Origin of the sequence: Carbonicoccus niuqiaonis, assembly GCF_050157065.1 — a bacterium.
Taxonomy (GTDB): Bacteria; Actinomycetota; Actinomycetes; order Propionibacteriales; family Propionibacteriaceae; genus Avipropionibacterium.
Genome location: NZ_CP189573.1, coordinates 2,476,192 through 2,500,421 on the forward strand (window position 1 = coordinate 2,476,192; position 24,230 = coordinate 2,500,421).

Here is a 24,230-nt window from a genome sequence, read left to right on the forward strand (position 1 = left end):
CCCCTCGACGAGCTCGGGGAACGTCGACGAGCTCGGGGACCGGTCAGGCCAGTCCCGCCAGCTCGTACGCCTTCGCGACCGCCTCGACCATGATCAGCTTCTCCTCCACGGTCCGGCCGTACGGGACGATCGCACAGGTGGTGACTCCGGCCTCGGCGAAACGGGTCAGCCCGGCAGCGATCCGGTCGACCGGCCCGAGCAGTGAGGTCTGGTCGATGAACTCGTACGGCACCGCCGCCCGGGCGTCACGCTGTCGACCCCCCAGGAACAGCTCCTGCACCTCGGCCGCCGCGTCGGCGTACCCCATCCGGACGGCGAGTCGGTTGTAGAAGTTCTGTTCCCGGCTTCCCATCCCGCCGACGTACAGCGCGGCATAGGCACGGACCGGGTCGGCACAGGCCTGTGGATCGGGGCCGGCGACGACCGGCACCGTGGCCACCACCTCGAACGGTTCGCCGTCGCGGCCGGCGCGGGCCTGCCCGGCGCGGATGTGTTCGTGGTGCTCGGCGGCGAACTCCGGGGCCAGGAACACCGCCAGCCAACCGTCGGCGACCTCGCCGGCGAGTTCGAGGTTCTTCGGGCCGACGGCGGCGACCAGGATCGGCACCGGCTCGGCGGGCGGCGCCACGGTCAGCTTCAGCGGCTTGCCCGGGCCGTCCGGCAGCGGCAGCGTGAAGTGATCCCCTTCGTACGCCACGGTCCGACCGGACAGCACCGTACGGACGATCTCGACGTACTCACGGGTCCGGCCGAGCGGGCGGGCGAATCGGACCCCGTGCCACCCCTCCGACACCTGCGGCCCGGATACCCCCAGCCCGAGGCTGAACCGCCCGTTCGTCAGCAGGGCCATGCTGGCCGCGGTCATCCCGGTCATCGCCGGACTGCGGGCCGGGATCTGCATCACCGCGGCGCCGAGCCGGATCCGTTCGGTCTGACCCGCGAGCCAGGCCAGCAGGGTCGGTGAGTCCGAGCCGTACGCCTCGGCCGCCCACACCGAGTGGTAGCCGAGCTCCTCGGCCCGGCGGGTCAGGGTGAGTTGGCCGGCGGGATCGTCGGCACCGACGAGGTAGCCGAGGTTCAGTCCGAGCTGCATGCGGCTCACTGTATGGCCCGGCTGCCGCGCGGTCAGGCGATTCGCCGTTCGGGTGTCAGTCGGTTCCGACCCCGGGGGCAATCCGGACCTCGGCACGGCCGTGACCACGTCCGCGGCGGACCCGGACGGCCGCGGCCAGTTCGCCCAGCAGTTCCTCGGTCACCTCCCAGCCCATGCACGCATCGGTGACGCTCTGCCCGTACCGAAGGCCGTCGAGCGGCCCCGGCTCCTGCCGACCGGCCACCAGGAAGCTCTCGGCCATCAGTCCGGCGATGCCACCCTCGCCATCGGCGATCCGGTCGGCCAACTCGCGGATCACCTCCGCCTGACGGACGTGATCCTTGCCACTGTTGCCGTGGCTGGCGTCGACGACCAGGCGCTGTTCCAGGTCGGCGGCGGCCAACAGGGCGAGCGCGTCGGCGACCGAGGCCCGGTCATGGTTCGGCCCGCCGCGACCACCGCGCAGGATGACGTGGCAGTCAGGGTTGCCACTGGTCGACACGATGGCGCCCCGGCCGGTCTCGTCGATGCCGAAGAAGACGTGCTCCCCGGCCGCGGCACGGCAGCCGTCGATGGCCGCGCTGACGTCACCGTCGGAGGAGTTCTTGAACCCGACCGGCATCGAGAGCCCGGAGACGAGTTGACGATGCACCTGGCTCTCGGGCGTACGGGCGCCGATGGCACCCCAGGACACGGCGTCGGCGATGTACTGCGGACTGGTCGGTTCGAGGAACTCGCAGGCGACCGGGAGTCCGGTGTCGAGGACGGCCAGCAGTGTCTGTCGGGCCAGCCGGAGACCGAGCTGGACGTCGTGGGTTCCGTCCAGATGGGGGTCGTTGATCAGCCCCTTCCAGCCCAAGGTGGTGCGCGGCTTCTCGAAGTAGACCCGCATCACGACGAACATCTCGTCTCGCAGCGGCTCCGTCGCGGCGGCGAGTCGGCGGGCGTAGTCGACGGCGGCGGCCGGGTCGTGCACCGAGCACGGGCCGACCATCAGCAGCAGTCGGTCGTCGGCGCCGGTCAGGATGTCGTGGACGGTGTCCCGGCTGCGCTGGACGAGGGCGGCACGCTCGGGCCCGAGCGGGAGTTCCTCGCGGAGCGCGGCGGGTGCCAGCAACGGTTGGAAGCTACGGATGCGGAGGTCACCGGTCCGCGTGGCCCGGGATGCACCCGGGTGGCTCGGGGTGTCGGTGGGTGAGGTGGTCATGGGCGGGTTCCTGTTCGGTGTCCGTGGCGGCCCGCCTGGCCTCGTGGTTGCCCACCCGGTGCCGGCCGCCAAGAATGACGAAAGGCAGAGACGGTTGTCTCTGCCTCGGCTCCGGGTGATGCAAGCTTTCGTGGGGTCAGCGCATGCGACGCCCGGCTCCACCCGGAGCCAGCGTAAAGCGCCAATACCGACGAATTGCCATGGCCGTGACCCTAACACAGCACCCAACTGTCGGTCCGCGACCGACCTGGTCGCACCCGTACGAGGGGCTGCCGACGCGGCCCGTCGACGGCGGCCGACCGGTCGGGTGGCAAGATGTCGTCATGACGGCCACGACATCCCCCGTGGATCCCGAGACGGAGCCGCTGCAACTGATCGACGACGGCACCGAGTGCCGTCCGAGCCCACCCGCGGACGTGCTCGGGACCGACGAGGCCGAAGCCCTCGCCCGCCGGCTCCGTGCGCTGGCCGATCCCGTACGCCTGCGGTTGCTGTCCACGATCGTCCGGACTGCCGACGCCGAAGCGTGCGTGTGTGACCTCACCGAGGTGGTCAGGCTGTCGCAGCCGACCGTGTCGCACCATCTCAAGGTGCTGATGGACGCCGGGCTGGTGACGCGCAGCAAGCGCGGGGTGTGGGCCTGGTACTCGCTGACCGACGGGTGGGCCACCGAACTGTCCGAGGCGCTCGCCCTGGTCGCACTGCCGACCCACCGCGACCCGGCCTGATCGGACCGCGACGTCCGGGCCACCGCGTCTGCCCGACGTGTGCCGACCGGATGACCATCTCGTACGACTGGTGCTACTCGGCGTCCGATCCGCCGTTGCACTGGCTGCGCTCGGGCGTCACGTCGGCGACCGGGACGTCGGGCTCGGCCCCGGTCGAGGCGACCGACGGCTCCGGGACCGGCCCGACCGCGGGAGTGGCCGGCTGGGCGGCTTCCGCGCCCATCGGCATCGTCAGCACCCGGTGCTTCGGCAGGCCGGTGGGCTGGTCGCGGGTCCACACGATCAGCTGTTCGCGGACCCGGCAGCGCAGGTCCCAGTCGTCGTCGCTGTTCGCCGACGTCATCATCGCCCGGACCGTCACCCGCTCCCCCTCGGCCCCGGTGACCACCAGCGAACCGGCCCGCCGGTCCCACGCCGGATCGGCGTCGAGGAGACGCAACAACTCGGCCCGCATCGCCTCGAAGTCGGTGTGCCAGTCCACGTCGAGGTAGACCAACCCGGTCACCGTGTCACCGGTCCGGCTCCAGTTGATGAACGGCTTGGTGGTGAACCATGTCGACGGCAGGATCTTGTGGCGTTCGTCCCAGATGCTCACCGACACGTAGCTCAACGTGATCTCCTCGACGGTCGCCCAGGTGTCGTCCACCTCGACGATGTCGCCGATCCGGATCGCGTCGGTGAACGCCAACTGGAGTCCGGCGAACAGGTTGCCGAGCGTGGTCTGGGCCGCGATGCCGACCACGACGCTGATCAGGCCGGCCGAGGCGAGGATCGTGGTGCCGATCCGATCGACACCCGGGAACGTCATCATCACCAAGGCGGCGGCGAGGATCACGCCCGTCGCGCTCACCAGTCGCCGGATGAGCTGCATCCTGGTGGTGACCCGGCGCTGTTCCCGATCGTCCTGCTTCCTGCCCACCAGCCGCCGCTGGGTGTACTCCAACCAGGCCAGTACCAACGTCAGCGCAAGCCAGACCGCGGAGATCGTGGTGGCCACCAGCAGCACGTGGAGCAACAGGTCCCGGAAGGGCGAGGGCTCGATGGCCACGGTGATCGAGATCCGCAGGGCGACCGACAGCAGGAGCGCCACCAGCGGGCGGCGGACCCGCCGCCACCGCTGCGCCAGGTAGGCGCTGCCCCCGCGGGACCGCTTGACGATCCGGCCGACCACGAAGGTGGCGACCACCACCCCGAGTGCCGCGGCCACCAGGGCGATCGCCCAGTTCAGGATGCGCCAGGAGTCCATGGGCCCATGCTGACAGAACGGTGGCGTCGAAAGACAGCCGAACCCCTGCCGCCCGCGAACCGTTAGGGTCGACCGGTGAAGATTCGACAGGTCGGGACCAGCGGCCTCCAGGTTTCGCGGATGGGGCTGGGGACCCTGCCGTGGGGCCGAGACATCTCCCGCCACCGCGCCCGCGAGCTGCTGACGGCGTTCTGCGCTGCCGGCGGGAACCTCGTCGACACGGCTGCCGCGTACGGCGCCGGCGACGCCGAGGTGATCATCGGCGAACTGCTCGACGACGTCGTACCTCGTGAGGAACTGGTGATCGCCACCAAGGCCGGATTCCGCATCGACCGGGGTCGTCGGGTGGTCGACACCTCCCGGCGGGGGCTGCTGCGGGACCTCGAGGGATCACTGGACCGCCTCGGCACCGACTACGTCGACCTGTGGCAGGTGCACGCCTGGGGCACGGCACCGTTGGAGGAGACCCTCGACACCCTCGACCACGCCGTCCGCAGCGGTATGGCCCGCTACGTCGGCATCTGCAACTTCGTCGGCTGGCAGACCGCGCAGGCCGCGACCTGGCAGCGAGCGGTGCCGGGCCGGGCCCACGTCACCAGCACGCAGATCGAGTACTCCCTGCTCGCCCGCCGCGCCGAGATCGAGATCCTGCCCGCGGCGCGGGCGTTCTCGCTGGGCTGCTTCCCGTGGTCACCCCTGGGCCGCGGCGTGCTCAGCGGCAAGTACCGTACGGGCACCCCACGCGACTCGCGCGGCGCCAGTGACAACTTCGCCTGGTTCGTCCAGCCCTATCTGGAGTCGCGACCGCGTTCGATCGTCGAGGCGGTCGCCCGGGCCGCGGAGGGGCTGGACCTGACGCCGGCCCAGGTGGCGTTGTTGTGGGTCCGCGACGCCCCGTCAGTGACCGCCCCGCTGTTGGGGGCCCGGACCGTCCAGCAACTCGAGGAATGCCTTGCGGTGGAAGGAAAGGCGCTGCCCGACGAGATCGCGCGAGCGCTCGACGACGTGAGCGGTGGGCCGCTGGCCAGCCGCCCGCCGGCCACTCCACGCAGCGGCGGCGACGGCAGCTGACGCCGGCCGGACGCGGCTCGGACGACAACGCCATCCTCACCGTCAGTCGAGGCGCAGCGTCGGGACGACCTTGATCACCTTGCGGCGGATCCACACGTCGCGGGTGCCGTCGCGGTAGCGCCGCAACCGGGTGAGCTCCCAGCCGCCGTACTCGGCATGGTCGGTGAGCAGCTTGCGGACCGCACCACGCGGCATGGTGCGGTCGAGGCGCACCTTCGCCACCTCGTACTGGATCGCGCGCGAGGCGACCGGAGCCTTGGCCATGTGGGTCAGGTTAACCGGCGACTCAGGCCTGTTGCAGGAACCGATCCAGAACACGGGCGCCGAATTCGAGCGAGTCGGTCGGCACCCGCTCGTCGACGCCGTGGAACATGCCGACGAAGTCGAGGTCGGCGGGCAGCTTGAGCGGGGCGAAGCCGAAGCACCGTGTCCCCAGGCGATCCCAGGCCTTGGCGTCGGTGCCACCACTCATCAGGTACGGGACCGCACGCGCGCCCGGGTCCTCGGCGACCAGGCAGGTCTGCATCGCCTCCACCAGGGCGCCGGAGAACTCGGTCTCGATCGCGGGCTTGTTGACGGCGAACTCGTAACGCACCTTGTCGCCGATCAGCTCGGTGATGGTGTCGAGGAACTCCTGTTGCCCACCGGGGACGGTGCGCCCGTCGATCGCCGCGGTCGCCTGACCCGGGATCACGTTGTGCTTGTAGCCGGCCTGCAACATGGTCGGGTTGGCGCTGTTGGCCATCGTGGCGCCCACCATGCGGGAGATGCTGCCCAACCGGGCCAACGTCTCCTCGACGTCGTCGGTGCTGAGCTCCACACCGAGGGCCTCGGAGACGGCGTCGAGGAAGGCCTGCTGCGCGGAGGTGATCCGGTAGGGCCATTCGTACGCACCGATCCGGGCGACCGCGGCGGCCAACTCGGTGACCGCGTTGTCGTCGTTGCGCATCGAGCCGTGCCCGGCCGTCCCGTCGGCGATCAGATTGAGCCAGGCCATGCCCTTCTCCGCGGTCTGCACCACGTACAACCGCAGATCGTCGCGGATGGTCAAGGAGAAGCCGCCGACCTCGCCGATGGCTTCGGAACATCCCGCCACCAGGTCGCGGTGCTGGTTGATGAGGAAGAAGGCACCGAGGTCGCCGCCGGCCTCCTCGTCGGCGGTGAAGACGAGCTTCACCGGCCGCCGCGGTGCGCGCCCCGCGCGGACCCGGGCCCGGACGACCGACAGCACCATCGCGTCGAAGTCCTTCATGTCGACCGCACCACGGCCCCAGACACAACCGTCGCGGATCTCACCGGCGAACGGGTCGACCTGCCAGTCCTCGGCCTGCGCCGGCACCACGTCGAGGTGTCCGTGCACCATCAGCGGCGGCAGGGAGGTGTCGACCCCCTCGGGGGCCCAGTCGGCGACCAGGCTGGTCCGCCCCTTCTCCGACTCGACCAGGGTCGACTCGATGCCGACCTCGTCGAGCAACCCGGCGACGTACTCGGTCGCCTCCCGTTCCCCGTTGCTCTTGCCGTTGCCGTAGTTGGAGGTGTCGAACCGGATCAGCTTCGAGCACAGGTCGACCACCTCGCGATCGGCACCCTCGGTGACGGCCTCGGGAGGGGTGACGGGTTCGGTCTGCTGGGTGGCTGCGGCATCCATGGGGGCCATCGTGCCCCATGGCACCGACGGCCCGTACGGGGCTCCCGTCCGTGGCGTGCGAACGGCTCAGGAGTTGCTATAGTTCTCTGGTTGCTCCGACGAGGAGCCACGTCCGGGTGGCGGAATTGGTAGACGCGCTAGCTTGAGGTGCTAGTGCCCGTTCAAGGGCATGGGGGTTCAAGTCCCCCCTCGGACACCCTTCACAGATGTCGGTCCCGTCAGGCTGCTGCTTCGTCAGCCGGCGGTGACCAACCACACCGCGGCGGGGAACTGCAGCCCACCGTCGACCCGGTTGCGCCGCAACTCCTCCCGCACGTCGTCCAACAACGCCGCCCAGCCGTCTTGGCCGAGCTCCGGCGCCAGTTCGGCGTGGGCCCGTCGACCGGTGGAGGTGCTGAGGATGGTGGCCAGTCGCTCCTCGACCCCGTCGGAGTCGGCGGCGCGGTAGTCGCAGCTGAAGTCGAACGGTCGGATGTCGACGCCCGTCCACCCCGCCCGGGCCAGGATCGATTCCAGTCGGTCGCGGTCGGCGAACGCGGTCGGGCCGGGTGCCTCCGGTGGTGGCGTCGGCTGCGGCGGCAGCCGATCGGCCAGCACACTGCTGCCCAGGCTGAACATCGGGTTCTCGGCGGCATCACGCCAGCACCCGAAGACCAGTCGGGCATCCGGCGCAGCGGCGCCGCGGATGTTGCCGAAGGCCGCGACCGGATCGGCGAAGAACATCACCCCGAACCGGGACACGACCAGGTCGAACGCGTCGCCGGGTGCGAGCTCACGCAGGTCTGCCGCCTGTGCGTCGGCCACCACCACCGTCGCCTCGGGCACCCGCCGTCGCGCCGCCTCGGCCATCCCCGGAGCGATGTCGACGCCGACCATGGTGGCGCCGGCAGCCACTCCTGCGTGCAGCAGGGTGCCGGTGCCGCAGCCGACGTCGAGCACCCGCTGCGACGCCGACATCGCTGCGGTGTCGAGGATCTCGGCGGTCAGGGGTGCGAAGGCCCGGTCGAAGATCGCCTCGTGCTCGACCCAGCCGCGAGCGCCGTCCGCCCAGTACTTCTCCATGTCCCCGGTGATCACCGGTTGAGCGTAGCCCGGGTCGATGGCCGGGCACCACCGTCGGAGTTGCTTGCTACCCTCGGGGCCAGCGTCGCGTGTCGATGACGGACAGCGTCAGGCATGGAGGCGCCGAACGGGAAGGATGACAGATGATGTCACTTTCCTCGTCCCTCACCGATGGGTGAGGCCGACGAGACGCCCAGACTCGTCGCCTGGGCAACGGAGATGCAGCAGACCCACGACCGGTTGCGCGCGGCGCTCCGGGTCACCCGCGCCGAGCTCGGGGCGAGCGGTGGTGCCGATCCCCCCGGCAGGGACCTGTTGTTGTTCTGCCACGGGTTCTGCACGGCCCTGAGTGATCATCACCGTGGTGAGGACCGACTGCTGTTCCCGGCCCTGGCCGAGCAGCACCCCGAACTCTCCGCGACGATCGACCGTCTGGTGCAGGACCACTCGATGATCGGCTACCTGTTGAGCGGCATCGAGCAGGTGCTGGCGAGTGACGCGACCACGGCTCAGCTGGAACGACACCTGGAAGGAGTGAGCGCGATCATGGAGTCACACTTCCGGTACGAGGAGCGAGAACTCCTTGCCATGTTGGAGTTCCTTGATCTCGACGCACCGGTGACCGACGTGTACGGCACCCTCTGAGCGGCCCCGCGGGTCCCCCTTCTGCGCCGTGACACAGGTTGCTCGTCGCCGCACAGGCTTCCGGCGGCTGCAGGGTGTGTCACCGCGAGGAACCTGTGTCACCGCGAGGAACCTGTGTCACGGCGAGGAACAGGTGCGATGGCGAGTGGTGTCAACGGCGCGTGGTGGCGGCGAGGGTGAACATCTCAGCGGGGGTCAGCACGCGGTCGTACACCGCCAGCCCGCCGAGCAGGCCGGTGAAGAAGTTGCCGATCTCGCCGGAGCGGTCCACGGCGCCGACGGTGAAGTCCGAACCGTTCGGGCCACCGTCGTGCAGGCCACCGGGGATGAGGTACGGGTTCAGGCCCGGCCGGTCGTCGATCCTGCCGTCCAGCCAGGCCCAGCCGAAGGTGCCGTCGTACGACATCGCGACACAGTGCCAGGCATCGTCGATCGGTGTCGCGCCGACCGGGCCGTCCATGCAGTAGCGGTGCCCGGGGGTCGGGCCACCGGTGGTCGACAGGTGACCGCACACCTGGTCACGCTCGCCCCAGACCGAGATGTTGAGGAACAGGCCGTACTGGCGCGACTCCCCCGTCTCGTTCCACTGCCCCGCGATGAACTCACAGCCCGGCACGCTGGTGTGCCAACGACGGATCCAGGCGATGACGGTGAGCCGGCCGGTCGGCCCGTGGATGTCCAGTCCGGGGCAGTCCGCTCGCGGGATGCTCAGCCACTGCCCCTCGTCGACCCGCAGTGCGCGACCGTTGAACGGTGCGCCGGGGTCGGCCACGGTCACCATCGGACCGGCCTGCTCGGTCAGCAACAGGTCGGTACCCGCCGCCGTACGCCACACCCCGTCGTCGCCGGCCGGCTCGCCGCCCCTGGTGCCGAAGTCCCAGTGGGCCACGAGTCCCGGCAGCTCAGCCGGCCCGGCCGGCGTCTCGAGCTGGGTCCAGCCGCCCACCTCGGAGGTGGGGATCACGTGGCCGCCCCCGGCTCCTCGCGCACTGCACAGTCAGGGCACAGACCGAACAACTCGAGGGTGTGGCTGACGTCGTGGAAGCCGTGCTCGGCAGCCACCCGTTCGGTCCACCGTTCGACGGTCGGCCCGGTCACCTCCACGGTGTTGCCACAGTTCCGACAGACCAGGTGGTGGTGGTGGGTCGGGTTGCACTGCCGGTAGACGGCTTCCCCGTCGTCGGTCTTGACGATGTCGACCTCACCTGCGTCGACCAAGGTCTGCAGGGCGCGGTAGACCGTTGCCAGGCCGACCGGGTCGCCGTTGCGGCGCAGGGCCTCGTGGATGTCCTGGGCACTGCGGAACTGGTCGGTCGCATCGAGTTCGGCAACCACGGCCCGCCGTTGTCGGGTCGAGCGTCCACCCGATCGGCCGGCCTGCTGGGGTCCGGTCTGCCCGGTCATCGACGCGGCCTCCTCATCCTTCGGGGGTTTACGGACCGTCGCGTGGCCCGTCCGTGGAGTTTCGCACAGCGGGTCAGCAGGGGGCCACGACCCTCCACCTGCTCACATCGTGAGCACTCGTACCATTATATGAGATTCGGTGGCGGCGTGGACAGGGTGGTGTTGACTGGTGCCCGGTCACGAGTTCCGACGCGAAGCCCCGGCTGGTCGGACAGCAACCCCGTGGACGGTCCTGGGGGTGCTCCGGGTGACGACCTGGCCACTCGAGCTGAGTGGCAACCGCCCACCGGAGGATTCATGTCCCACACCCACCTGTCACCCCTTCCCTGCTCGCCCCGCCGTACCGCGCTCCCGCAACGGCCACTCCCCGGCTCGGTGCGACGGCACGTGCTCGACACCACCGGCCAGGTCAGCCCGTTCCCGTTGGTGGCGGCCAAGCGCACCCTCACCCTGCTCCCGACCGGCGACGAGCTGATGATCTTCGTCGACTGCAGCCAGGCGACCCTGGCCATCACCGAATGGGCCCACGAGAGCGGGCACCTGGTGATCCGAATCGACGAGTACGACCTCGGCTCGGCGATCACGGTACGCCGGGGCTGAACGCCACGACCCCAGTACAGTGTCGCCGGTGAGCTCCACCACCGTGCTGACCGGCGCCACTGTCGCCCTCCCGTCCGAACTGCTGGCCGAGGGGGCCGTCGTGGTCGTCGACGACGTGCTCGCCGACGTCCGTCCCGCCACCGACCCGATGATCGTCGAACTCACCGGCCGGGCCGACGTCGAGGTCATCGACCTGGCCGGCCGGCTGTTGCTGCCCGGTCTGGTCGACATCCACGTCCACGGTGCCAACGGCGCCTCGTTCGAGAAAGCCGAGGCCGCCGGCACGGCGCTGACCCATCTGGCCGGACGCGGCGTGACGAGCGTGATGACCAGCCTGCCGTCCGCCCCGGTCGACGACATGTTGGCCACCACCCGTGCGCTGATCGACAACCCGAGCGAGCCGCAGCAGTCCCGGGTCCTGGGGGTCCACCTCGAGGGTCCGTTCATCGCGGTGGACCAGTGCGGCGCCCATGACCCGGCCTTCCTGCGCGCCCCGGGACCCGACGACATCGCCCGGATCACCGAACTGGCCGGGGCGATCTCGATGGTCACGCTCGCCCCCGAGCTGCCCGGCGCGGTCGAGGCCACCCGCGCCTGGGCCTCGGCCGGCATCATCGTCGCGGCCGGACACAGCGCGGCGTCGGCCGCGGAACTCGGTCCGTGCCGCGACGCCGGGTTGTCCCACGCCACCCACCTGTGGAGCGGGATGAACCTCACCCACCGTCGCGGCCCGTATCGGGTCCCCGGACTGCTCGAGGAGTGCCTCGCCTCCGACCTCACCTGTGAGGTGATCGCCGATGGTCGACACCTGCCGCCGGTCCTGCTCGAGGTCGCCCGTCGCAGCGTCGGCGACCGGCTGATCGCGGTGTCGGACGGCACGATCGGGATGGGACTGCCCGAGGGCACCCGCTTCAGCCTGTCGACCGTCGAGGCCGTGGTGGACGACCAGGTCGGCAAGGTCATCGGGCAGGACGCCTTCGCCGGGTCCACCACCGACCTGACCGGCATGGTGCGCCACCTGCACCTGGAGCTCGGCTGGCCGCTCACCGAGGTGGTCGCGATGGTCACGTCGCGACCTGCCGAGATCGCCGGCGTCGCCGACCGGCTGGGCAGCATCACCGCCGGCCTCACCGCCGATCTGGTGGTGCTCGACTCCGACTGCTCGCCGGTGGCGACCATGATCGGTGGCAGCTGGGTGGCCGGGAACCCCACCAGCGCCACCCACGCCTGAGGCGCGCCGGGCCGAGGAACACCGGACCGAGGAACGCCGGACCGAGGAACGCCGGACCCAGAACCGCCGGACCCAGGAACGCCCGTCGAGCTTGTTCGAGGCGCCCTCGCAGGGGTCAGCTGGACCAGGACATGGCTGATCCCTCGTAAAGAAGGGCGTCTGAGTGACACACGCGACACATACGTCCAGCTGTGTCGCTGTAGCGCCCTCCTACGCGCCGCCCGGGCCTGGGTCACGACTCGTGCTCGCGGTCCCGCAGCGAGCGGGCAGTAGGAGAGGCCGCCAGCGTCGATTCGCCTCTCCGTGTGCCCTTTCGATGAGGGACCACCTCGCCAACTGCCCACCCGATGAAGGACCACCTCGCCAACTGCCCACCCGATTAAGGACCACCTCGCCAACTGCCCACCCGATGAAGGACCACCTCGCCAACTGCCCACCCGAGACGTCCTGACTGGCCTGCACCGGACGGCCGTCTCAGGCCACGGCACGCTCGTCCCGACCAGCGGACGCACAGTAGGGTTGTCGACATGCCCGACAACGTCGCAGGCGGCGCCACCGCCGCCAACAAGATCTTCTTCTCCCACCTGAGCCGGACCGAGGTGGCCGAGATCGCTGCCGACGCGGTCTTGGTGATCCCGGTGGGGGCGACCGAACAGCACGGACCCGACATGCCGCTGGCCACCGACTACGCGATCGTCGAGGCACTGGTCGAGCGTGCCGTCCGGGCCGGCGACTTCTCCCGCCCCGTGGTGATCGCGCCGACGCTGGCGTACGGGCACTCCGAGCACCACCTGTTCGCCTGCGCCGGCTCACTGAGCACGACCACGTACCTCGCCGTGCTGGACGACCTGATCGCCTCCGCGATCGCCAGCGGCTTCCAGCGGGTGATGTTCGTCAACGGGCACGGCGGCAACTCCGACCTGATCAACGTCGCCGTCGCCAAGGCCAGCTACACCCACGACGGCATCTTCGCCGCCCTCAGCTACTGGAAGCTGGCCAGTGCGGTCGAGGGTGGGGCGTTCGACTCCTACCCGGGCCACGCGGGCCAGTTCGAGGCATCGCTGCTGATGTCGGTCCGCCCCGACATCCTCGCCCCGGGCACCGAACTCGGTGGCGGCGAGCCGCCGGCCCAGATGACCAACATGGTCGGCGTCGGCCCCGGCACGCTGGTCGTCCGCACCGGCGACTGGGCGGCCACCGGCGGCTGGACCCAGGACCCGGCCGGCTCGGCCCCCGAGTTGGGCGAGCCCTACCGCGACGCGTTCGTCGCCGAGCTCACCACCACCCTGGCCAACCTGTGCGAGGTCGCGCTGCCGCAGCAGCGGTGAGGACGGCCGCGGCCGCCCGGGCTCTCAGCGGACGCCGCGGACCCGGTACTGCACACTGATCCGCGGGCCGATCGGTCGACTCGACTTCGGCACACAGTGCTCCCAGGTGCGCTGGCAGTTCCCACCCATCACCAGCACGTCCCCGTGGCCGAGCACGAAGCTGCGGGACGGCCCGCCGCCGCGGGGTCGCAGCATCAGCTTGCGGTCGGCGCCGAGCGAACAGATGGCCACCATGGTGTCGGTGGTCCGGGACCGGCCGATCGTGTCGCCGTGCCAGGCCACCGAGTCGCGACCGTCCCGGTAGTAGCAGCACCCGGCGGTCACGAACGGCTCCCCCAGCTCGGCTCGGTAGTGCTCGGTCAACTCCGCCATCGCGGTGGCGAGCATCGGGTGCGGCAGCGGCTCACCCTCGGCGTAGAACTTCGTCAGCCTGGGCACGTCGACCACCCGGTCATACATCTCCCGCCGCTCGGCCCGCCACGGCACGTCGTCGACGAGGGCCCGGAACAGGTCACCACCGACCAACCAGGCCGGTCGCAGGTCGACCCAGGCACCCGGGCTCAGCCGGGTCCGACGGACCTGTCGACCGTACGGCTCGAGCTCGGCATCGGCGACCTCGAGCAGACTCCCCTGCAGTTCCATGGCACCCATCCTAGCGGCTGATTCGTACGCACGTTCGAAGGAAAGGTCGCCGTGTCGCCATCCATTCACCTCGGGTTTGTCGGACCCACCCCACAAGTCCGATGACAATTTTGCTTCTTGGGTGCACCCTTGTTCCCAACGGCCTGCGCCGGCACGTCAATCCAGACACAAAGGTGGGCCGTTGGTGGCGAGCGCACAGGAGGCAGGTCGATGAGCGGTGTCATAGTGCTGAACACCGACAACACAGCACTGCACACCGTCACGGTCCCCCACGCGATCCGGATGTTGATCCGTCAGGTCGCCATCATCGAGGAGGCCCTCGAGGACCGGCAGATCGGACCGTACCCGGTGCCGTTGGTGCTCCGGCTCGTCCGCTACGTCAAGACCGCGTTCCTGTACGCCCGAACCCCGGCCTGGTCGAAGCGCGGCGTACTGCGCCGCGACCACCACACCTGCGCCTACTGCGGGGAACGCGGGCACACCATCGACCACCTGGTGCCGCAGTCACGCGGTGGTCGCAACACCTGGCTCAACACCGTCTGCGCCTGCGAGCCGTGCAACCGGCGCAAGGCCGACCGCACCCCCGCCCAGGCCGGCATGCCGCTGCGTGCACTGCCCCGGATCCCGGGTTGGCGCGAGGTCTCGACACGCACCTGAGAGTTCAGGGGCGTCCGACGCGGAACACACCGCGAAGTCGTGGTCACCGGTGACTCCGGAATTGCATCCGGCAGGACCGTTGCTTAGATTCAAGCTGGTCACAGGTCACATCTGTCACTGGAGTCACACGACATTCGCTTGGTCTCGCCGGTTCGGGGCATCGACGAGCCGCATTGAAAGGACGTTGTTGGTATGCGCGCCCAGTCCGCACCGCGACACCCCTCCCAGGCACCCGTCAAGCACCTTCCCCGCACCCGTGCCGTACCCGCCACCCTGCATTCGGTGTTCGGCGTCCGGGTGCCGGTGCTGGCAGCCATCGCCAGCATGGTGCTCACGATGGCGTTGGTCGCGCTGCCGGCCCGGCAGGCCGACGCGGCGCCGAGCACCGCGACGTCGACCTTGAAGGTCAAGTCCAACAAGACGCCCCGGAAACTGCCCGGCAGCGAGAAGACGGTGCAGCAGCGGCGGACGACGGGGCCGGTGCGCGACACCGTGCTCGCCGAGGCCACCGCCGCCGAGACCGACGACTTCTCCACGCTCGGGGTGACCTGGCGCGGCGGCGAGGGCACCGCGCCCGAGGTGCAGATCCGCACCAAGGGTGAAAAGGAGTGGACCGCATGGGAGACCATCACCGACGGGGAGCCGCTGGAGGGCCGGGACGGCCGCCTGGCGACCGACCCGGTCTACGTCGGTGAGAGCACCGGTGTCGAGGTGCGCGTGCTCGGCGACCGGACCACCAAGGCCTCCGAGGTGGAGTTGACCATGATCAACTCCGAGCCGGTTGCCGCGGACGCGAACCCGCAGACCGAGTTCTCCACCACGGCCTCGACCGACCTGTACCCGCGGCCGCCGGTGATCACCCGCGCGGGCTGGGGCGCCAACGAGTCGTGGCGCTGCACCGACATCGACATCGATGACACGATCAAGGGCGTCGTGGTGCACCACACGGCCGGGTCCAACAGCTATTCCCGATCGCAGTCGGCCTCGATCGTGCGGGACGTGTACTCCTACCACGCGCGCACCCTGGGCTGGTGCGACATCGGCTACAACTTCCTCATCGACAAGTACGGCCAGATCTTCGAGGGCCGGGCGGGCGGCATGGACGTACCCGTCCACGGCGCCCACGCCACCTCGTGGAACACCGACACCATGGGCGTGTCGTTCATGGGCAACTACGAAACCGCACTCCCCCCGGCGGTGATGCTGGAGGCCGGGGCCAAGATCATCGCGTGGAAGCTCGACGCCTTCCAGCGTGAGGCCAAGGGCAACGTGACCCTCGCCGGGAAGACGGTCCCCATCATCTTCCGGCACGGTGACGTGATGCAGACCGCCTGCCCCGGCCGTCACATCACCTCCCGGATGGGTGCCCTGCGCGACAACGTCGCCGCCAAGATGGGCGGCCACTCCCCGATCCACGCGAACTGGCTCTCCCGGGGCGGCGAAGGCGGCTGGCTGGGCTCCCCGTCGGTCGCCGAGCGCGCCGTCGGGTCCGGCCGGGTCGCCGGGTTCCAGGGGGCCCACCTGTACTGGCGCGGTGGCAGCACCCACGCCGTGGGTGGGGCGATCGGGAACCGCTACCGGCGGATCGGCCACACCGGTGCCATCGTCGGCTGGCCGACCTCGGACGAGATCAACGGACTCGCTTCGAACAGCCGACAGAACACGTTCACCTCAGGTCGCATCGTGTGGCGGTACGGCGTCGGCGCCCATGAGATCTCCGGCGACTTCAACAAGCTGTACAGCACCTTGGGGCCGTGGGTGAACAACGTCGGGGTGCCGGTCACCGGGGAGTACCGCTCGGCCGCGATCGACGGTGTGATGAAGCAGGCCTACTCCGGTGGCCGGATGTACTGGAGCCCGAGCAACGGTGCCTACGTCGTGTTCGGTGCGATCTTCGCCCGGTACGGCACGATGGGTGAGGAGGGCTCCTTCGCGGGCATGCCCATCTCGAACGAGTACGCCATGGGTGAGGGGCGTGCGAGCAACTTCGAGGGTGCGATCATCGCGTGGACCCCGTCGACCGGCGCCCACGACGTCCGCGGTGGGATCCTGCGGGTGTGGCGCGAGCTCGGTACCGGAACCGGAGTGATGGGCTTCCCGACCACCGGTGAGTTCAACGGCCCGATCGCCGGCTCCCGGATCACCAAGTTCACCAAGGGCCAGATCATCTACTCCCACCAGTACTCCGCGCAGCCGGTGCGGCAGGCGATGAGCACCAGCTACGACGCCCTGGGCAACTACCGGGCCAACCTCGGCGCGCCGATGGCACCGCAGTACACCTCGCGGGTGCGCTCCGACATCACCAAGCAGGACTTCTCGTACGGGAAGATGTACCAGTCGGCCAAGGGCACCTACGCCGTCTTCGGAGGCATCGGCGTCAAGTACGCGGAACTGGGCGAGGAGAGTTCCCGGTTGGGTGCTCCGACCTCGGCCGAGCACGACATCTCCGGTGGCCGCGCCACGGACTTCGAGCACGGTCGGATCTCCTGGAACCGCAGCACCGGCAAGGTGACGGTCAGCTACCGCTGAGCGGACTCGGGTTCGTCGTCGGGCACGGGTTCGTCGTCAGGCATCGGTTCGTCCTTGGGCCCGGGTCCGTCCTTGGGCCCAGGTTCGTCCTTGGACACGGGCAGTGCGCTCCCGGCGGTTCGGCGACGGGCCCCGGGCGGCGGCAGTCCGAGTCGACGCGCCTCCAGCCCGGCCAGGGTGCTGATCACGTACAGGTCCCCGTCCCGCCAGTCCTGGACGGGGTCGGTGCTCACCTTCGCCAGCGACGACAGGGGCACGGTGGACATCGCCCGCAGCGCCAACAGGTCGACCCCGGCCTCGGTCCGCAGCAGTTCCTGCCCCGCGCGGGCCGCACGGACGAACGCGATCCGGCGTGGCAGCCAGATCGCCAGCAAGCCAAGGAACGGGATCGCGAAACAGATGACGCCCACGACGGTGGCTGTCACCTCGATCGCGGCCACCTGGTCGCGCGCCGCCGAGGCCAACTCGCCGAGGGATCCGGCCGCCTGCTCGAACGGGGTGCTCAGCCCGTCACCGACACCGGGCACCTGACCCGCCTGCTCGCCGGCCTGACGGAAGTCCTCGGCCATCGCCTCCGCCTGCTCCGCGGTCTCCCGGACCGGCGAGGCCAAGGCCCGGATCAGGCCGTCCAGCACCCGGCCCACGACGAACCAGCCGACGGCCCAGACCACCATGAACAGGTCCCCCAACACCTGGCCGAGGGCGTGTCCCGGACGTCGCGAATACAGCGCCATGGCTGAAGTCTGTCATCACCGGCCACCGATCCCGTGCGACGCCGATCATGACGAGGCCATCGGAACGGCACGCCAGCCACCGTCGTGCGGCTCGGCCATCCCGAGGTGCTCCAACGCCGAGAGGCCGGCCAGGCTGGCAGGCACGGTTCGCCCGGTGGCCAGCGCGACCTCCCCGGCGGTGCGGTAGCCGCGGGCCGGCAACGCCTCGTACACCGGTCGCAGGCCGGGGTCGAGGACGTCGACCCGCCGGACGGCACCACGCCGGGGGCTGGTGAGGTGGTCCCCCATCGGCGCCACCAGCTCCAGCACGTCCTCGGCCGAGGTCACCAGCTCGGCCTGGTGCTCCCGCAGCAGGTGGTGTGGTCCCACCGACAGCGCGGAGTGCACCGACCCGGGCACCGCCATCGCCTGGCGGCCCAGGGCGGTCGCCCAGTTCATCGTGTTGCGGGCCCCCGAGCGGGCCGCCGCCTCGACCATCACCGTGCCGGTCGACAGCGCCGCGATCAGCCGGTTCCGCGCGAGGAACCGGATCCGGGTCGGGTGGCAGCCCGGCGGGGTCTCCGACACCACCAGGTGGTCCTCGGCCAGCGTCTGCAGGACCAACAGGTTTCCCCGTGGATACTCGATGTCGGGCCCACAGGCCAGCACCGCGATGGTGCGGCCACCGGCGGCCAGCGCCCCGCGATGTGCGGCCACGTCGATCCCGTACGCCCCGCCCGACACCACCGACCACCCTGCCTCGGCCACCCCGGCCGCGATGTCGGTGGCCGTCTCCTGACCGTACGGCGAACACGCGCGCGAGCCGACCACCGCGACCGCCCGACCGACCCACTCCCGCAGGTGACCGGCGCCTCGCAGCCAGAGGCCGGCCGGGCACCCACCACGCTCGGCCACCGGATCCGGTCCGACCAGATCGGACAACCTGTCCGGCCACTCGTCATCACCGGGGACCACGAACCGCACGTCGCTGCGCCGGGCCAACTGCGTCAACGCCGCGCGGTCGTACGCCGTCGCCCGCCGCTGCGGTCCGGCGCCGAGGTCACCGGCCAGGGTGTGCCGCCAGACCTCGGTCGCGGGCTGCTCGACCAGCGTCTCGGTCAGCTTGGGGTCACCGGCGTCGAAGGTCCACGACAACGCCATCCGGGCCTCCTTGTCGATCACGAGGCCAACTCCCGTCGTCCCGCGGCCTCACCGCGGCGCAGTCCGAGGGCGGCGGCCAGGTCGTCGGCCGAGGGCCGGTCGCGGCCGGCGAGGTCGGCGACCGTCCACGACAGCCGCAGCACCCGGTCGACCCCGCGCGGGCTCAACCGGCCTCGCGCGACCGCCGTGTCGACCAATTCCAACCCGGCCGGCAGCGGCAACTGGGTGCGCAGGTGCGAACCGCTCACCTCGGCGTTGGTCATCCAGCCGGTGCCGGCCAACCGGGCCGCCTGCCGGGCACGGGCCTCGGCCACCCGCGCGGCGACCACCGCACTCGGCTCAGCGGCCGTCCGCAGTGCCTGCCGCAGGTAGCTCTTCTTCATCGGCACCAGCAGCTGACTGATGTCGATCCGGTCGCGGATCGGCCCCGACACCCGTTCGGCGTACCGGCGGATCGCCATCGGATTGCAGGTGCACACCGCACCCGGGGTGGACGCCATCCCGCACGGGCACGGGTTGGAGGCGAGCACCAGCTGGAAGTCTGCCGGGAACCGAGCCTGCACCTCACTGCGCCCGATCGTCACCTCCCCCAACTCCAACGGGGTCCGCAGGCCGTCCAACACCTTCGGCGGGAACTCGGCGGCCTCGTCGAGGAACAGCACGCCGCGGTGGGCGACCGAGATCAGCCCGGGCCGCGCCAGCCGGGCGCCGCCGCCGATCACGCTGGCCACCGAGGCGGAGTGGTGGGGGGCGGCGTACGGGGCGCGTCGGACCAGTCCTGCCAGCCCGATCCCGGCAAGCGAGTGCACCGCCGACACCTGCAGCGCCTCGGCCGGGGTCAGCTCGGGCAACAGCCCCGGCAGGCGCTCGGCCAGCATGGTCTTCCCGACGCCGGGCGGCCCGTGGAAGTGGAGATGGTGCCGCCCGGCGGCGGCCACCTCGAGCGCCCATCGGGCCTCCAACTGCCCGGCCACGTCACGCAGGTCCTTCGGCTGCGCAGGTTCGTCGGCCACCACCTCGGACCGCTCGACGACCTGGGGCTGCTCGGGCAGCGGCTCCCCGTCCAGCACGGCCACCAGCTGCGCCAACGTCGACACCCCGCAGACCTCGACGTCGGCCACCAACCGGGCCTCCGCGGCCAGTTCGGCCGGCACCACCGCCCGGGCGAAGCCCCGCAACGCCGCCGCCAGCACCGCCGGCAGGATCCCCCGCACCGGGCGGACCCGGCCGTCGAGGCCCACCTCGCCGAGGAACACCGTCTCGTTCAGCCGGACGCCCCGCACCGAGCCTGCCGCCGACAGCACGGCGGCCGCGATCGCAAGGTCGTAGTGGGTGCCGGCCTTCGGCAACGAGGCCGGCGACAGGTTGATCGTGACGAGCGACCTCGGCCACTCCAGCCCCGACGACGCGATCGCCGCCTTGCAGCGGTCGCGAGCCTCGTACAGGGCGGTGTCGGGCAGGCCCACCAGGACCGTCCGCGGCAGTCCACCACCGATCATCACCTCGACCTCGACCGGTCGGCCCTCCAACCCCACCAGGGCCACCGAGAACGCGTGTGCCACCGTCATCACAGCCCCCGCACGTGGGTGATCCGAGGTGCGTGGCCCACCCGCAGCACGATCCCGATGGCGTCCAACCGCACGCGTGTCGCATGGTGCTCGTCGAGCCAGGTCGCGGCCAACTGCCGCAGCTTGCGTTCCTTCTCGTACGTGATCGCCTCCAGTGGGTCACCGAAGCCGGTCCCGGTCCGCGACTTCACCTCGCAGAACACCGTGGTGCCGTCGGGCTCCACCGCGATGATGTCGATCTCCCCGACGGCGCACCGCCAGTTGCGGGCCACCAGTTCCCATCCCTGTGCAACCAGGTGCGCCGCGGCCAGGTCCTCACCCTGGGCCCCGATCGCCTGCCGACCGCTCGTCGGTCTCGTCATGGTCGACCACCTCCGCAGTCACTATGGGACGGCAGCGGCGGCAACGATCAGCGAAAACAGGTCAGCTGTGGACAGCGCCACCAGCCGTGAGCGGGCTGTGGACAACCGGAGCCGACGGTTCGGGCCGGGCCGACGAGTCAGGCCGACGGTTCTGGGGACGGGTCAGGGCGGGGCGGCCACGAACCGTCAGTCGGTGACGCTCTTGGGGACCTCGAGGTCGGAGTGCGCGATCTCCTCGATCGACACGTCGCGGAAGGTCAACACCTTCGCGTTCTTGACGAACCGGGCCGGGCGGTACATGTCCCACACCCAGGCATCGGCCATCGACACCTCGTAGTAGACGTCGCCACCCTCGGTGCGCACCTTGAGGTCGACGGCGTTGCACAGGTAGAAGCGGCGTTCACTCTCCACCGCGTAGGTGAACAACGCGACGACGTCCTTGTACTCCTTGTACAGCTGGAGTTCGAGTTCGGACTCGTACTGCTCGAGATCATCGGTGCTCATGTCGCCTCAACTCTAACCGTTCGCCGCACGTTCTCGAATCGGTGCCGGTGGATCGGGCAGGGCCCCAACGCGTCGAGGCGTTCCTGGTGTTCGGCAGTGCAGTACCCCTTGTGCACCGCGAAGTCGTAGCCCGGATGCTCCTCCTCGGCCCGGACCATCAGCCGGTCCCGGGTCACCTTCGCCAGGACCGATGCCGCGGCCACGCACGCCGCGACCCGATCACCCTTCCACACCGCCAGTCCGGGGACGCCGAGGCCGTCGACGCCGAAGCCGTCGGTCAGCACGTACGCCGGGGTCACCTCGAGTCGCACCAGGGCCCGACGCAAGGCCGCGACGTTGGCCACGTGCATGCCGAGCCGGTCGCACTCGGCCGGCGACACCACGACCACCGACCAGGCGATCGCCTTGGCGCGGATCTCGTCGTAGGCCCGGTCCCGCGCGGCCGCGGTCATCAGCTTGGAGTCCTTCAGCCCGCTGATCCGGCGCGACGGTTGGTCCGACAGGATCGCGGCTCCGGCGACCAGTGGTCCGGCGCACGCCCCGCGGCCCGCCTCGTCGGCGCCGGCGACCGGCGTCAGGCCGGCCCGCGCGAGCGCACGCTCATAGCCGTACAGACCGCTGTCACGTCGGACGAGGATGCGGCCTGCGGTGGTCGGGGTTGCTGCTGTTCCCACGGCACACCGCCCTCAGCAGGAGACGCCGGCCGGGTCGATGGTCGGCTTGGCGGGGGCCGGTCCCTCCGGGGCCGGCACCTGCTCGAAGGTGGCGGGTCTCGACAGCGTCTGGAACCGGCTGAACGGGAAGGTGATCGCGAACGCGACCCCGACCACGTTCTCGGTCGGCACGAAGGCGTTCTCGCCGCGACTCCCGTCGACCGACACGTCGTTGAGGTGGCACCGGGAGTCGGCACTGGAGTTGCGGTGGTCCCCCATCACGAAGATGCGGCCCTCGGGGACCGTGACCCGGAACGCGATCTCGGACGGGGCGACGGTCATGCCGCCCTCGCGGTAGAGGTAGTCACCCTCCTCGAGCGGATGGCCGTTGACCAGCAGTCGGCCCTCCACGTCGCAGCAGATCACCACGTCACCGGGCATGCCGATGACCCGCTTGATCAGGTACTGGTCGGACGAGTTGGGCAGCAGCCCGACGAACTCCAGCCCCCGCTGCAGCGGTGTCCGCTCGACGGGTCCCATCTCGGGCAACCAACCGCCCGGATCCTCGAAGACGACGACGTCGCCCCGAGCGAACGGGGTGATCTTCTGCACGGCCACCCGGTCGCCGACCTGCAGGGTGTCCTCCATCGATCCGGACGGGATCTCGAACATCTGGAAGACGAACGTCCGCAACAGTGTCGACACCACCAGGCCGAGCACCACGACGATGAGCAACTCCTTGACCCAGCCGCCGACCTTGGCAGCCGCGGTCGGCTGCTCCGGCTCGACCTCCGGACCGGTGCCGTGCGCATCGGAGTCGTCGTCGTTGCCCTTCAGCACTGTGCCTCCGCCCCGGCCTCGATGACCGCTGTCTCCCGCGCCGGACTCTGCCCCGCAGGCACGTTACGGTACGCCTCCGGTGCTGCCAAACCTCGCCATCTCGCCGGCGGCCAGACCACGGCCGCGGCGCGTCCCACGACCTTGTCGGTCGGGATGAACGCATTCTGCCCCGGCAACGGGCCGGGATCGCGGAGGTGGCAGCGGCTGTCGCGGCTGTTGGGCCGGTTGTCCCCCAGCACGAACACGTGCTCGGCCGGCACCTGCACCCGGAACGGGATCGTCGAGGGTGCCAGCCCGAGGTACGACTCGTCGACCGGCTGGTCGTTGATCCAGATCCGTCCCTCGTCGTCGCAGCACATCACGGTGTCGCCGGGCATGCCGATCACCCGCTTGATCACGTAGTCGCTGCTCGCGCCAGGGGCCAGGCCGATGAACGCCAGCGCCCGGGCCACCGGACCGGGGTCCTCGATCTCGCGGCCGAGCCAGCCACCCGGATCGTGGAACACCACGATCTGGCCACGCTCGATGCCGGACACCTTCTCGACCAGCACCCGGTCACCGACCTGCAACGCCGAGGTCATCGACTCCGACGGAATGTCGAACATCTGGCCGACGAAGGCGCGCAGCAGGGTGGACACGACCAGTGCCCCGACCACCACCACCGAGATCTCCCGGACGAAGGCGACCACGTGCTGCCCGAAGGTCAGCCGCTCCCGTTCCCCCGCGACCGTGGTGAGCTCACCGTCGTCGTGATCGTGCGCATGCCCAGAATCGTCGTCGTGCCCAGAATCGTCGTCGCGCCCGGGCTCGTCATCGTCGTCGAAGAGGTCCTGGAGGCTGTCGGGAAGCTCGTCCGCCTCGGTCAGGGCATGTCGCGGGGCGGGGTCGGGTGAAGCCGGATCCGCAACGTCGCGCGGCTCGGCCACGCCCGCCTCCCAGGACTCGAAGTGCGGCCATCGACCCCATGCCGATGGCGGGCGGGATCAGTTCTCCCGCTTCTCCTTGATCTTGGCAGCCTTGCCACGCAGATCGCGGAGGTAGTACAGCTTGGCGCGCCGCACGTCGCCGCGCCGGTCGACCTCGATCTTCTCCAGGATCGGCGAGTGCACCGGGAAGGTGCGCTCGACGCCGACACCGAAGCTGACCTTGCGGACGGTGAACGACTCGCGGACCCCGTCGCCACTGCGGCTGATCACGACACCGGCGAAGACCTGCACCCGGGAGCGGTTGCCCTCGACGACCTTCACGTGGACCTTGGCGGTGTCCCCGGGACGGAAGTCCGGCACGTCCGATCGCAGGGAGGCCTTGTCGAGCTCGTTGATGAGGTTGGGCATGATG

General features: G+C 70.3%; 26 protein-coding genes, 1 tRNA gene and 1 riboswitch. Of the genes, 9 read left to right on the forward strand and 18 right to left on the reverse strand.

The genetic code is table 11. The features are described from left to right. Positions 1-43: 43 nt before the first annotated feature. Both ACQBAU_RS11330 and ACQBAU_RS11335 read right to left on the reverse strand, forming a co-directional pair. Positions 44-1,093 (reverse strand): LLM class F420-dependent oxidoreductase, encoded by a 1,050-nt coding sequence (locus ACQBAU_RS11330; protein WP_434551494.1) that lies wholly within the window; start codon positions 1,091-1,093, stop codon positions 44-46. A gap of 55 nt (positions 1,094-1,148) precedes the next feature. Continuing rightward, positions 1,149-2,300: a 3-deoxy-7-phosphoheptulonate synthase gene (locus ACQBAU_RS11335; protein WP_465256521.1), complete on the reverse strand. Its 1,152-nt coding sequence runs from the start codon at positions 2,298-2,300 to the stop codon at positions 1,149-1,151. Between the two features lie 323 nt (positions 2,301-2,623). Here ACQBAU_RS11335 and ACQBAU_RS11340 point away from each other — a divergent pair, with 323 nt between their 5' ends. Next, a complete protein-coding gene (locus ACQBAU_RS11340; RefSeq protein WP_434551496.1) occupies positions 2,624-3,028 on the forward strand; it encodes an ArsR/SmtB family transcription factor in 405 nt (134 codons plus the stop codon). 73 nt (positions 3,029-3,101) lie between these two features. Here ACQBAU_RS11340 and ACQBAU_RS11345 read toward each other — a convergent pair whose 3' ends face one another. Continuing rightward, positions 3,102-4,274 carry a mechanosensitive ion channel family protein gene (locus ACQBAU_RS11345; RefSeq protein ID WP_465256520.1) on the reverse strand — a complete coding sequence of 391 codons (1,173 nt, stop codon included), beginning with the start codon at positions 4,272-4,274 and terminating at the stop codon, positions 3,102-3,104. Between the two features lie 75 nt (positions 4,275-4,349). Here ACQBAU_RS11345 and ACQBAU_RS11350 point away from each other — a divergent pair, with 75 nt between their 5' ends. Next, positions 4,350-5,345 (forward strand): aldo/keto reductase, encoded by a 996-nt coding sequence (locus tag ACQBAU_RS11350; RefSeq protein ID WP_434551498.1) that lies wholly within the window; start codon positions 4,350-4,352, stop codon positions 5,343-5,345. Positions 5,346-5,387: 42 nt separating this feature from the next. Here the strand turns inward: ACQBAU_RS11350 and ACQBAU_RS11355 are convergent, their stop codons facing one another. Together ACQBAU_RS11355 and ACQBAU_RS11360 are read right to left on the reverse strand one after the other, a co-directional pair. Next, on the reverse strand, positions 5,388-5,609 hold the full coding sequence (locus ACQBAU_RS11355) for a DUF5703 family protein (protein WP_434551499.1): 222 nt from the start codon (positions 5,607-5,609) through the stop codon (positions 5,388-5,390). A gap of 22 nt (positions 5,610-5,631) precedes the next feature. After that, positions 5,632-6,993: a M20/M25/M40 family metallo-hydrolase gene (locus tag ACQBAU_RS11360; protein WP_434551500.1), complete on the reverse strand. Its 1,362-nt coding sequence runs from the start codon at positions 6,991-6,993 to the stop codon at positions 5,632-5,634. A 110-nt stretch (positions 6,994-7,103) separates the two neighbouring features. On the opposite strand from ACQBAU_RS11360, the gene ACQBAU_RS11365 reads away from it, so the two are divergent. Continuing rightward, a tRNA-Leu gene (locus ACQBAU_RS11365) sits at positions 7,104-7,189 on the forward strand. 38 nt (positions 7,190-7,227) lie between these two features. On the opposite strand, the gene ACQBAU_RS11370 is transcribed toward ACQBAU_RS11365, so the two are convergent. Further along, positions 7,228-8,070: a class I SAM-dependent methyltransferase gene (locus ACQBAU_RS11370; RefSeq protein WP_465256519.1), complete on the reverse strand. Its 843-nt coding sequence runs from the start codon at positions 8,068-8,070 to the stop codon at positions 7,228-7,230. Between the two features lie 156 nt (positions 8,071-8,226). Between ACQBAU_RS11370 and ACQBAU_RS11375 the strand changes: the two genes are divergently transcribed. Next, positions 8,227-8,700, forward strand: coding sequence for a hemerythrin domain-containing protein (locus ACQBAU_RS11375; protein ID WP_465256518.1), 474 nt, complete (start codon positions 8,227-8,229; stop codon positions 8,698-8,700). Positions 8,701-8,851: 151 nt separating this feature from the next. Here ACQBAU_RS11375 and ACQBAU_RS11380 read toward each other — a convergent pair whose 3' ends face one another. Both ACQBAU_RS11380 and ACQBAU_RS11385 read right to left on the reverse strand, forming a co-directional pair. Beyond that, on the reverse strand, positions 8,852-9,664 hold the full coding sequence (locus ACQBAU_RS11380; protein WP_434551026.1) for a LamG-like jellyroll fold domain-containing protein: 813 nt from the start codon (positions 9,662-9,664) through the stop codon (positions 8,852-8,854). Next, positions 9,661-10,104, reverse strand: coding sequence for a Fur family transcriptional regulator (locus ACQBAU_RS11385; protein ID WP_434551027.1), 444 nt, complete (start codon positions 10,102-10,104; stop codon positions 9,661-9,663). The genes ACQBAU_RS11380 and ACQBAU_RS11385 overlap by 4 nt, the downstream gene beginning before the upstream one ends. Positions 10,105-10,279: 175 nt before the next feature. Further along, a riboswitch (SAM riboswitch) is annotated at positions 10,280-10,392 on the forward strand. Positions 10,393-10,401: 9 nt separating this feature from the next. Between ACQBAU_RS11385 and ACQBAU_RS11390 the strand changes: the two genes are divergently transcribed. From ACQBAU_RS11390 to ACQBAU_RS11400, 3 genes are all read left to right on the forward strand, one after another. Further along, positions 10,402-10,704, forward strand: a complete 303-nt coding sequence (locus ACQBAU_RS11390; protein WP_465256517.1) for a sulfurtransferase TusA family protein — start codon at positions 10,402-10,404, stop codon at positions 10,702-10,704. 28 nt (positions 10,705-10,732) lie between these two features. Continuing rightward, a complete protein-coding gene (locus ACQBAU_RS11395) occupies positions 10,733-11,935 on the forward strand; it encodes an N-acetylglucosamine-6-phosphate deacetylase (protein WP_465256516.1) in 1,203 nt (400 codons plus the stop codon). Between the two features lie 527 nt (positions 11,936-12,462). Next, positions 12,463-13,263, forward strand: coding sequence for a creatininase family protein (locus ACQBAU_RS11400; protein WP_434551030.1), 801 nt, complete (start codon positions 12,463-12,465; stop codon positions 13,261-13,263). Positions 13,264-13,287: 24 nt separating this feature from the next. Here the strand turns inward: ACQBAU_RS11400 and ACQBAU_RS11405 are convergent, their stop codons facing one another. Beyond that, positions 13,288-13,905, reverse strand: a complete 618-nt coding sequence (locus ACQBAU_RS11405) for an alpha-ketoglutarate-dependent dioxygenase AlkB (RefSeq protein WP_465256515.1) — start codon at positions 13,903-13,905, stop codon at positions 13,288-13,290. Positions 13,906-14,115: 210 nt separating this feature from the next. On the opposite strand from ACQBAU_RS11405, the gene ACQBAU_RS11410 reads away from it, so the two are divergent. Both ACQBAU_RS11410 and ACQBAU_RS11415 read left to right on the forward strand, forming a co-directional pair. Beyond that, positions 14,116-14,562, forward strand: a complete 447-nt coding sequence (locus ACQBAU_RS11410; RefSeq protein WP_434551032.1) for an HNH endonuclease — start codon at positions 14,116-14,118, stop codon at positions 14,560-14,562. A gap of 192 nt (positions 14,563-14,754) precedes the next feature. Continuing rightward, a complete protein-coding gene (locus tag ACQBAU_RS11415; protein ID WP_465256514.1) occupies positions 14,755-17,091 on the forward strand; it encodes an N-acetylmuramoyl-L-alanine amidase in 2,337 nt (778 codons plus the stop codon). Here the strand turns inward: ACQBAU_RS11415 and ACQBAU_RS11420 are convergent. The 9 genes from ACQBAU_RS11420 to rplS form a co-directional block, all read right to left on the reverse strand. Further along, positions 17,082-17,825 (reverse strand): hypothetical protein, encoded by a 744-nt coding sequence (locus ACQBAU_RS11420; protein WP_465256513.1) that lies wholly within the window; start codon positions 17,823-17,825, stop codon positions 17,082-17,084. The genes ACQBAU_RS11415 and ACQBAU_RS11420 overlap by 10 nt on opposite strands. Positions 17,826-17,870: 45 nt before the next feature. Then, positions 17,871-18,986, reverse strand: a complete 1,116-nt coding sequence (dprA, locus tag ACQBAU_RS11425) for a DNA-processing protein DprA (RefSeq protein ID WP_465256512.1) — start codon at positions 18,984-18,986, stop codon at positions 17,871-17,873. Further along, positions 18,983-20,533, reverse strand: a complete 1,551-nt coding sequence (locus tag ACQBAU_RS11430) for a YifB family Mg chelatase-like AAA ATPase (protein WP_465256511.1) — start codon at positions 20,531-20,533, stop codon at positions 18,983-18,985. Before ACQBAU_RS11430 ends, dprA begins: the two co-directional genes overlap by 4 nt. Next, positions 20,533-20,895: a YraN family protein gene (locus tag ACQBAU_RS11435; RefSeq protein WP_465256510.1), complete on the reverse strand. Its 363-nt coding sequence runs from the start codon at positions 20,893-20,895 to the stop codon at positions 20,533-20,535. Before ACQBAU_RS11435 ends, ACQBAU_RS11430 begins: the two co-directional genes overlap by 1 nt. A gap of 186 nt (positions 20,896-21,081) precedes the next feature. After that, positions 21,082-21,399 carry a DUF2469 domain-containing protein gene (locus ACQBAU_RS11440; protein WP_434551039.1) on the reverse strand — a complete coding sequence of 106 codons (318 nt, stop codon included), beginning with the start codon at positions 21,397-21,399 and terminating at the stop codon, positions 21,082-21,084. After that, entirely contained in the window at positions 21,396-22,073 is a 678-nt protein-coding gene (locus ACQBAU_RS11445; protein ID WP_434551040.1) for a ribonuclease HII, read from the reverse strand. Before ACQBAU_RS11445 ends, ACQBAU_RS11440 begins: the two co-directional genes overlap by 4 nt. A 12-nt stretch (positions 22,074-22,085) precedes the next feature. Continuing rightward, positions 22,086-22,892: a signal peptidase I gene (lepB, locus tag ACQBAU_RS11450; protein WP_465256509.1), complete on the reverse strand. Its 807-nt coding sequence runs from the start codon at positions 22,890-22,892 to the stop codon at positions 22,086-22,088. After that, positions 22,886-23,818, reverse strand: coding sequence for a signal peptidase I (gene lepB, locus ACQBAU_RS11455; RefSeq protein WP_465256508.1), 933 nt, complete (start codon positions 23,816-23,818; stop codon positions 22,886-22,888). Before lepB (ACQBAU_RS11455) ends, lepB (ACQBAU_RS11450) begins: the two co-directional genes overlap by 7 nt. Positions 23,819-23,875: 57 nt before the next feature. Next, positions 23,876-24,226, reverse strand: a complete 351-nt coding sequence (rplS, locus tag ACQBAU_RS11460) for a 50S ribosomal protein L19 (RefSeq protein WP_465256507.1) — start codon at positions 24,224-24,226, stop codon at positions 23,876-23,878. Between the last annotated feature and the right edge of the window lie 4 nt (positions 24,227-24,230).